Source organism: Streptomyces aureoversilis, from assembly GCF_042657885.1.
In the GTDB taxonomy this organism is placed as follows: Bacteria; Actinomycetota; Actinomycetes; order Streptomycetales; family Streptomycetaceae; genus Streptomyces; species Streptomyces aureoversilis.
In genome coordinates this window covers 1-8,510 of the sequence record NZ_JBHSKJ010000044.1, presented here as the reverse complement: position 1 = coordinate 8,510, position 8,510 = coordinate 1, and the positions used below count along the sequence as shown (strand labels likewise).

Sequence of the window (8,510 nt, the reverse complement as noted above, 5' to 3'; positions counted from 1 at the left end):
TCAGCGCCCACAAGTCATCGTCCACGATCCACGGCCTGATACCCACACCCTCACGCACGGCCGAATCGTCGTACCAGTCACGCCCGACCAGCAACACTCACCAAGATCCTGTCACGAGCTCTAAGGGGCGGCGCGGGCCCATTGCACAATCGCCGTGTACGCGCGCCAAGCCCGCGGGCAGCAGCACCGTAAACAGGTGATGCCTGCCATGACGATGGTGCGGGTACGGCAGCCTGATCAGCCCATCCACCAGCGGCAGCCTCGAACACCCGCTGAACAGGACGAACTTGACCAGACAGATGGTGGCAGACTGGCGGCGCGTAGAGGCTCCGGGTTCCGGAAGACGACTTGACAGGCCGTCCGTGCTCAACAGCCCTGATATTCTTTAACACCGCCCCCACCCAGGCTGTCACCACGACTATGGGACGACCCTGCCGGTGCCACTTCTTCCTCGTTTTTCAGTCCAGTCGATCCTATTGGACGCCTGTCCGGAAACTCTTCAAAGGCGGGTTACATACCATCTTATCCTCTTCGACTTTCTTACCTTCCTCGACTTTCAGCTTCCCCCCGTACTTCCAATTCTTAATACTTGACCCCTTCACTACATCCAGAATAACTGGATTGTAATCACTGTGGGATTGTTTTTCAACTTTTGTCCCCATGTCTGAAAGCCCGGCTTCGTCGAGCCAGAGTGAATATTTGTCTTTTACGACAGCCTTAAGCTCGCGCCACTCCAAACAGACGCCCCTCTTTTGATTGCGTTCCTTAGCCTTTCGCTTGAAGCACTGCGTAGCATTAATGTTGTATGTACTGCCGAGAGCCTTCCAAGCCACTCCATAAGGAGATAAGAGGTCTGAAAAACCCCAAACCGTGTAACTTTCGTCCTTCTTCTTCATGCCTGCCAAGCAGTGAGCGGGAATCTCAAGCATTCCATCCTCGAGCCCGTCAGCCAGGGCTTGGGCAGCATCAATCGCCTGCTCTGAGATACCTTTTGTGCCATCTGTAAATTTCGCAAGTTCCCACGCATCTGTCAGCGCGCCAGCGAAATCGTCAAGATTTTTAGCGCTCGCAAAATGCTTTAAGCTTTTTGCGATATTCTTTACTTGCTCAGCTTGCCCCCCCCCCAGGCTTGCAATAAATTCAACAGAACTCAGGGTTAACTTGGCTAATTTAACCTTCTTTGGAGTGTAAGCTAAAACATTTAGCGGTCGGCCTGTGTCATTCTTCAAAAAGCCCCCATATAGCGGACCGAGTCCAGGAAAGTTGTAATCATAGTTAGGGAGCACAACCTTCTTTTTACCTGTGGCGTCGCGATAGGTGTTGAGGTAACGGCCGTTCGGGTCTTCCTTGCCCTGGTCATTGACTTTCCTCAGACAGTCGACCGATGTGGACGCGACAGCCCTCTTCTGGCTAGCATGCGCAGGAACCGAAAGGGCGGAAACCGGAGCGAGCAGCGAGACAATAAATACCGCCGATAACGATCGATAAACATTCACGGGCAAACCTCCAGAAAACCACTCATCATGCATGCAATTTTAGCGGATCCGCCCCACAATCCGTAGCAGCGACGGCCGAGTCGCTCACTCGGCTCGATGCCCTTTCGATGCCTTTGCGGGCGATGCGGACGTCGATGTGCTTGCCCCACAGCCATTTCCGCAGGACAGGCTGGTCGCAGGCCTTGTCAGCGTGCAGCCGCCGAGGCTTGAAGTACCGGCCCCGATGAGGGGCATGTCTCGCTTGGAGACCGGTCACCCACGGCTTCAGGGCCCGGCAGCCGTGGGTGTTGGCAGCGGAGAGCCCGACGAGAAGGGGCAGCCCGTTCTGATCCGACAGGACGTGCATCGTGAAACCCGACTTGCCCCGGTCCACGGAGCTCAGACCTGCGAGTTCGGCCCCCCTTAGTCCTGACATGCGCGGAGTCCAGGACCCCGCGGGTTACGTCGACCAGGCCAGCATCGTCGAGACGGTGCAGGACTGCCTCGTGCAGCCGGCCCCAGACACCAGCCCGCGACCAGATCAGAAACCTGCAGTGTGCAGTCGACTTCGACACCCCGAAACAGGGAGACAGGCGACGCCAGTGTCTGAAAGATGACTCTCCAAGATTTTCGTAGCCGGTGATCGTGGTAGCTGGGCCTCGTGACGCAGAGCCGCTGCGGGTGCAGGCTGTTGCAGTGTGCGATCGATTTCACGACGCTGCTTCCGCAGCTGGCCACAGTGCAGGTCGAGGGAGTTGAGGCTGGTGAGGAGCTGGTGCGGATCACGGCGCGGACGCATGCCGGGGTCCCGGCCACCTGGGATGCAGACGGGCGTCCAGTGGGGAACACAGCCGGTATGTGCGGCATGTCGCAGACGAGGCCGTCGGCGTCCGTCCGGTCGTGATCGTCCTGTCGGTGCGGCGGCTGTACTGCGAGAACCCGGCCTGCGTGAGGCAGACATTCGACGGGCAGGTCGAGGGCCTGACGGTGCGCTATCAACGCCGGACACCTGCTCTGCAGGCTGTTGTTGATGCGGTGACTCTCGCTCTGGCGGGCAAGGCCGGGGTCCGCTTGCTGCTGCACCTGCATCAGGTGCTCAGCTGGGCCACCATGCTGGCGTGTCTCATGCGCGTTCAGCTGCCAGAGCGGCCTGTGCCCCGGGTACTGGGGATCGACAAGTTTGCCTTGCTCAGAGGCCCCGTTACGCGACCCTCCTGATTGATGCGGAGAGCGGGATGTGCGTGGAGGTCTTGCCTGACCGGAGGATGGAGACGTTCACGGCCTGGCTGAGGGAGCATCGCGGAGTCGAGTTCGTCTGCCGGGACGGGGCCGCGGACTTCGCCCAGGCCGTGACTGACGCCGACCCGGCCATTGTGCAGGTCATGGACCGCTGGCATTTATGGCACGGCCTCGGTGAGGCGGCCTTGAAGGAGGTCGCCGCGCGCAGCACCTGCTGGGCGAAGGCCGGCCCACCGGTGCTCGATGGCCGCCGGGCGTCAAACACCCGCGAACGATGGCACCAGGTGCACCAGCTCCTGGATACGGGTGTCGGCCTGCTTGACTGCGCGCCTCGGCTGAACCTGGCCTTGAACACCGTCAAACGCTATGCCCGCCACCCCGAGCCCGGGCAGCTGATCCGGGCCCCGGCCTACCGGCCCAGCCTGGTGGACCCCTACCGTGACCACCTGCGACAGCACCGAGCTGAGGATCCGGCCGTCCCTGTCACCCGTCTCCTGCACGAGATCAGGGAACTGGGCTACACCGGCAGCGCGAACCTCCTGGTCCGCTACATCAACCAGGGCCGTGTCGACGCCGACCGCGCCATCCTCTCCCCACGCCGGGTCACCGGTCTCCTCCTCGCCGATCCCGACCGTCAACGCGATGAACAGCGCATCCTGCGCGATCAGCTGGCCGCTGCCTGCACCGAGATGACTGTCCTGGCCACGCTGGTAAGCCAGTTCGCCCGGATGCTGTCCCCTTCACAAGACAACGCGCAAGCACTGACCGACTGGATCACCCGCGCACGAGACGCCGACCTGCCCTCCCTGCAGTCCTTCGCCACCGGCCTCGAACGCGACCGCGCGGCCGTCGACGCGGCACTGACTCTGCCCCACCACAACGGGCGGACCGAAGGAATCAACAACAAGATCAAGCTGATCAAACGGCAGACCTACCGCGCCGGCTACCCCCTCCTCCGCCACCGCATCCTGCTCAGTTGAAGCGATCACCGGCTACGAAAATCTTGGAAGAGCCTCAAAGATCGCGTAAGTCCGTGATGTGGCAGGCTGGCCGGGGCCTTGACCTGGGCATTTGCCAGCCGGGACGGACAGACATGAACGGCAAAGAGGTCCCGGCCGTCGAGCCGGCCGGGGGCAAGCTGGTGGATGAGGCCGTCGAGCGGCTGTTGGACCGCGCGGACGCTTCGGGTGCGGCTCCGCTGGGTGAGGGTGGTCTGTTGACGGAGGTCACCCGGGCCGTGCTGGAGCAGGCCCTGGACGCGGAGATGACCGAACACCTCGGCTACGAGAAGCACAATCCGGCAGGCTGTGGCTCGGGCAACAGCCGCAACGGCACCTCGCCGAAGACCGTCCTGACCGATGCCGGGGCCGTCACGCTGGCCGTGCCCCCGGGGCCGCGAGGGCTTGTTCGAGCCGCAGCTGGTGCCCAAACACGCCAGGCACCTGGCCGGGTTCAACGAGCAGGTCCTGCCGCTGTACGCCCGCGGGGTGAGCGTGCGCGACATGTACGGCATCGAGGTCTCGCCCGACCTGGTCAGCAAGGTCACCGACGCCGTCACCGACGAGCCCGACGCCTGGCAGAACCGGCCGCTGGACGCCCTCTGGCCGATCATCTACAACGACGCGTTGTGGGTGAAGCCCCGCTCCGGCACGGTGGCCTCCCGGCCCGTCCACCTCGCTGTCGGAGTGGACGTGGACGGTTGCAAGGACGTCCTCGGCCTGTGGGCCGGCGACGAGGACGAAGGCGCCACCACCTGGACCATACTCTCCGAGCTCCGCAACCGCGGGGCCGAGGACATGTGCATCGTCGCCGACGACATCCTGAAAGGCCTGCCCGAAGCGGTCACCGCGACCTGGCCTGCCCAAGGCCACCGTCCAGACTTACGTGATCCACTTGATCCGCGCGTCGCTGCGATACGCCTCCAAACAGCATCACGCACGGTTGGTCACAGAGCTCAAAGCGATCTACACGGCGTCGGCCGAACAGGCCCTGGCCGACTTCGCCGCAGGGGAGCTGGGCCAGAAGTATCCCGCGATCGTGCGAACCTGGCAAGCCACCTGGAGCGAATTCACCCCGTGCCTGGACTTCCCTCCGGAGATAAGGAAGATCGTCTACTCGACGAACCTGATCGAGTCGATCAACGCACAACTGCGGAAAGCCACCCGCAACCGCGGCCACTCCCCCTCCGAATAAGCCGCACTTGAGGGCGCTCTACCCCGCTGCCCGCGAGCTGATCACCCCCAAAGCACGCAACATCAACCACGTCGCGCCACACTGGAAGAAGGCACTGAACCAGTTCTCACTCTTCTTCGAGGACCGGCTCAACACCACATGAAATCCACGGACTTACGCGAAGTCCCAGACACGTACCGACCTTCAAGGATCAGAATGAAAGGTTCGGTCAATCCTGATTAAGGAGAGTGACGGAAGGGTAGCCGAATGTCAACATGGCCCACTTGTTCGAGTGGCGCCCTTTGTTTTCGAAGTCTAGTAACACCATGTCCTACATGTTCAGCTTGTTCGGGAAGTTCCTGTGGGAACGGACGGTCTTGCAGGTTGGTGTGTTCATCGACTCGATGGCGTTTGTGATGCAGACGATGCGTGGTGTCTCCGTGTCGAAGCGGAGGAAGGGTGTGGGCTCGACCCACGTGTTCTCCCACAGCTGTACGATTGCGGGATAATTCCTGAAGCGTGTTCCGCAACCCGGCAGGCCGGCGCCGGTTGTCGGCGGTGGGTGGTCATGCGACGAGGGCGAGGTTGTGCATGTGGGTCACGGCCTGGACCGCGTGATGGGGGCCGCCGCCACGTTGCCGGCAGTAACGGAGGATCTTGTAGTTCTTCATCCGGCCGATGACGTGTTCCACGCGAGCACGGACCTTGCGGTGGCGTTGTCCTCCTCCTCGCCCTTCAACAGCGGCCGACGGGGGCGTTTGCGGTGCGGCACGATCAGACCCGTGCCGATGTAGGCACCGTCGCCGAGCACCATCACACCGTCGCACACTGCGGCCAGGCCGGAAGCCCGCCACGCGCAGGCATCCGCCGTAGTGCCGGGCACCGGCTCAGCGGCGGCCACCACCAGGCGCGCGTCCGCGTCCACGATGACCTGTACGTTCGCGGAAAACCGGTAGTTACGGCTGGAAGCGGCCACGCTACGGTCCCGCACCGGGATCAGCGTCCCGTCCACGATCCATAACCGCTCACCGGCACCCTCCGGGCGCCGGACGGGCTCCAGCGCGAGCAGCGGAGACAGCCGATGGATGACCCGGCACACCCCGGCGGTCGAGACGCCGAACAACAGCACAGCGACCTGACGCATCGTAAGGTTGGTGCGGTTAGTACACCGCCACCAGCAGCACCCGCTCAGCCAGCGGCAAGGCCCACGGCCGACCGACCCGCGGCCCGTCACCACCCCGCTCCCGCACCACCCGCAACAGCCACCCGAACGGCACCGACCGCGGCCCAGTCAACGTCTCCACCCACACCCGCTCGGCCCGCAACACCCCAGCCATACAGCCAGCCTGCCCGCTCACCGCATTGCGGAACACGCTTTGCCCCATGTCTCGTAGAGTTCGTGGAACTTCTCCTCTGCGATCCCTGGGTCGGTGTGGTGTAGACGGGTTTGAGCGCGTGGGAGGCCTTGTCCCAGTCCTGCCGGGCCACGTAACGGAACGAGGCCAGCATCAGGTGAACCACACATGTCTGCGTGATCGCGTGTGGCCAGACCGTTCCTCTCGCGTCTGGCAGGCCCTTCAAACCGTCGCAGACGACCATGCAAACGTCGTCGGTGCCTCTGTTCTTGATTTCGGTGAAGACCTGGAGCCAGTACTTCGCGCCCTCGCCGCCGTCACCGGCCCACCGGCCCAGGATCTCCCGGGTGCCCTCGACAGTGACCGCCAGCACAACGTAGATCGGCCGGTTGGCGACCTAGCCATCCCCCAGCTTCACGTGCACACAGCCGATGAACACAACGGGGTAAACCGAGTCGAGCGGTCGGCTCCGCCATTCGTGTATGCCCTCGATCACCTTGTCCGTGACCGCGGAGACCGTGGTCTTCGAAACCCCGGCGCCGCATACCTCGGCGAGGTGGGCGCAGATCTCACCGTGCGTGAGCCCCCCGGGCGGACAGCGAGAGGACTATTTCGTCGACACCGGTCAGACGGCGCTGGCGCTTCTTGACAACCGGCGGCTCGAACGAGCCTGCCCAGTCCCGCGGGACATCGATTTCAACCGGCCCCACGTCGGTGAGCACCGTCTTCGGCCGGGTGCCGTTTCGGGGGCTGCCGCCGGCGGCCTTCTCATACTCCTCATCCCCGAGACAGCTGATGGTCTCACCCTCCAGAACGAACTCCACGATTCGCTTCACCAACTGCAACAGCCCGCCCTCACCGGTCAGCCGGACCCCGCCAGCCTTCGCCCGGTCCACCAACTGCCCGATCAACGGGTCACCCAGAGCACCCGCACCCTCCACGAGCGGCACTCCCTACACAGCCTCGCCCAGGAAATTCACACCTGCCATCAGATGTCACTTCCTGCCCAAAGAACCACCATTGACCATACAGACCCTAATGAGGACCCAGCTCGTGCAGTAGGTTTGTTCGAAGCAACTCCGGCCGCATGGTGATCAATCAGCGGGTGTCAGCCAGGCCGTAGGCACCCGCTGTCCGTACGGCGGGTTGACCACTTGCCAGGCTTCGAAAGTAGAGACCTTACTCGAACAAGTGGACCGTATTGACATTCAGCCATCCTTCCGTCACTCTTCTTACCCAGGATTGATGGAAGTTTTGACCTACCCTGGGCCGCATATAAGAACACAGTGGGGCGGCAGGCGAAACGCCAGCAAACGTTTGTTTTAAATTCTGACATATTGCACCGAAACCCCTCGGGTTCCTTCGCCACAAGCCTGTGACCTGTGGCGATGTCGTAACAGTCCTGACAGGTCAAGAATTTCGGATCAACGGCACTGGCGCATCAATATAATTCCACGTCGCAGACGTGCCCCGTTCATAGGATTCTCATCTTGGTGGCCGACCTTGGGCGTGTGAGCTTAAGCTGAGCGTCTTTAATCTGCTGCTGCTAAGCTGGTGTTAAGCCTGACCGGCACAGGAATAGACGAAGGCTCGGTAAGTGGCTTTCTCCTCAATCGCTGTCTGCCGCCCGGGACTTCACATATTTGTTCTTCAACCGGGAGCTGATCTATTCAGTTCGAATCTGCGGTTTTGTTTGACCTCCGGGCACCCCGGTATGACGAACGGGTTGCACGCTGCTGTCGGCTGCCGCGATAGGCCCTACTCATTGGCCATTTAGACCGTGTCCTATGTGGTGAGGTGGACGTTGACGGGGCATGGGGCGGGGAACGTGGGATTGGATCGTGCGGACGGGCTGTGGGAGATCGCGGCTCCGCTGATCCCACCGTCGAAGGTCCGGCCACAAGGCGGTGGGACTCAGGACGCGCCTGACGAGACGGTGTTTGCCGCGATCATTTACGTGCTGGTCAGCGGCTGTGCCTGGCGGACCCTGCCGTCGTGTTTCGGTATATCGAAGTCGACCGCTCACTGCCGGTTCCTGATCTGGTCCCGTGCCGGCGTGTGGGGTCGGCTGCATGAGGCGGTCCTGACCGGCTCGACGACGCGGGCCTGATCGACATGACCCGCGTCGTCCTGGACTCCGCCCACGTCAGGGCCGAAAAAAGGGGGGCGAACGCACAGGCCCGTCGCCCGTGGACCGGGGCAAGTCGGGTTCCACGATGCACGTCCTGTCGGACCAGAACGGGCTGCCCCTCGTCGTCGGCGTCTCCGC

General features: G+C 62.5%; 3 protein-coding genes and 6 pseudogenes. 4 read left to right on the top strand and 5 right to left on the bottom strand.

Features of this window, described 5'->3' with window-relative positions; genetic code table 11:
* Positions 1-473: 473 nt before the first annotated feature.
* On the bottom strand, positions 474-1,529 hold the full coding sequence (locus ACFPP6_RS36100) for a hypothetical protein (protein WP_382051096.1): 1,056 nt from the start codon (positions 1,527-1,529) through the stop codon (positions 474-476).
* Positions 1,530-1,564: 35 nt separating this feature from the next.
* Positions 1,565-2,077 (bottom strand): annotated as a pseudogene (locus ACFPP6_RS36095) (transposase); the annotation flags it as partial.
* A gap of 298 nt (positions 2,078-2,375) precedes the next feature.
* On the opposite strand from ACFPP6_RS36095, the gene ACFPP6_RS36090 reads away from it, so the two are divergent.
* From ACFPP6_RS36090 to ACFPP6_RS36080, 3 genes and pseudogenes are all read left to right on the top strand, one after another.
* Positions 2,376-2,693 (top strand): hypothetical protein, encoded by a 318-nt coding sequence (locus ACFPP6_RS36090; protein WP_382051095.1) that lies wholly within the window; start codon positions 2,376-2,378, stop codon positions 2,691-2,693.
* A gap of 17 nt (positions 2,694-2,710) precedes the next feature.
* Complete coding sequence (locus tag ACFPP6_RS36085; RefSeq protein ID WP_382051094.1) at positions 2,711-3,694, top strand: transposase; 984 nt, start codon at positions 2,711-2,713, stop codon at positions 3,692-3,694.
* 113 nt (positions 3,695-3,807) lie between these two features.
* Positions 3,808-5,049: pseudogene (locus tag ACFPP6_RS36080) on the top strand (IS256 family transposase).
* Between the two features lie 183 nt (positions 5,050-5,232).
* On the opposite strand, the pseudogene ACFPP6_RS36075 reads toward ACFPP6_RS36080, so the two are convergent.
* From ACFPP6_RS36075 to ACFPP6_RS36065, 3 pseudogenes are all read right to left on the bottom strand, one after another.
* Positions 5,233-5,400 (bottom strand): annotated as a pseudogene (locus ACFPP6_RS36075) (transposase); the annotation flags it as partial.
* Between the two features lie 52 nt (positions 5,401-5,452).
* Positions 5,453-6,223, bottom strand: a pseudogene (locus tag ACFPP6_RS36070) (transposase family protein).
* An 87-nt stretch (positions 6,224-6,310) separates the two neighbouring features.
* A pseudogene (locus tag ACFPP6_RS36065) lies at positions 6,311-7,191 on the bottom strand (IS256 family transposase); the annotation flags it as partial.
* Between the two features lie 864 nt (positions 7,192-8,055).
* Here ACFPP6_RS36065 and ACFPP6_RS36060 point away from each other — a divergent pair.
* A pseudogene (locus ACFPP6_RS36060) lies at positions 8,056-8,510 on the top strand (IS5 family transposase); the annotation flags it as partial.

Coding starts and splice junctions, on each gene's coding strand:
- ACFPP6_RS36100 (WP_382051096.1), bottom strand. CDS start 1,529: ATGCATGATGAGTGGTTTTCTGGAGGTTTGCCCGTGAATGTTTATCGA.
- ACFPP6_RS36085 (WP_382051094.1), top strand. CDS start 2,711: ATGTGCGTGGAGGTCTTGCCTGACCGGAGGATGGAGACGTTCACGGCC.